This is a genomic window from Demequina muriae, from assembly GCF_030418295.1.
GTDB lineage: Bacteria > Actinomycetota > Actinomycetes > Actinomycetales > Demequinaceae > Demequina > Demequina muriae.
The window spans coordinates 1-606 of the sequence record NZ_JAUHQA010000028.1 but is presented as its reverse complement, the minus strand read 5'-3'; the positions used below and the strand labels follow the sequence as shown (position 1 = coordinate 606).

Genomic DNA, 606 nt, shown 5'->3' with positions numbered 1-606 from the left:
AAACAGGTGCGGAAGTTTCTCAGCCGCCGACATTCAAGCACCTCCATTGAATCCCACGCTTCATGTCACTGACATTTGACTGGTTGATTCCGTACATCCTTGCAATCTTTCGCTGTGACAGACTGCCGTCCTCAATGAGAGCCTTTATCTCAAGCGCCTGTTCTTTCGTCAGCTTGGCGCCAGGACCGTCCTCACCGAATGGCTGTTTGCCACGGCCTTTCGCCTGACGGTCATCGGCGTTCTCCTTGGCCGTCCCAAGGAATAGGTGGGCCGGGTTAACGCACGATGGGTTGTCGCATGTGTGGCACACACTCAGATCTTTGGGATCGACCCCGTGGGCGAGGAAGTAGGCGACACGCGGGGCCCTATAGCCGCGAAACAGTCCATACCCACGCACGTTTGCACCCTTCCAAAGCCAGCATCCGTCACCGGGCGCTTGATATTTATTGTGGAATGACTCGATTGCCGAATTCGATAACTCAATCGGCCTGAACTTCCTACGCGCAGCGCCCATCACTCGACCTCTTGCTCTTTCTTGTTCGGGCGGATCAGCGCCCATGCCTTGTCCACGCTGCGCTTCAGCAGGACGCACGAACCCGTGCCAAA

The 606-nt window shown here is 56.4% G+C and carries 1 protein-coding gene; it reads right to left on the bottom strand.

Features of this window, described 5'->3' with window-relative positions; translation table 11 throughout:
* Positions 1-19 precede the first annotated feature (19 nt).
* Positions 20-514, bottom strand: a complete 495-nt coding sequence (locus QQX02_RS13425) for an HNH endonuclease (protein WP_367304246.1) — start codon at positions 512-514, stop codon at positions 20-22.
* Positions 515-606 lie beyond the last annotated feature (92 nt).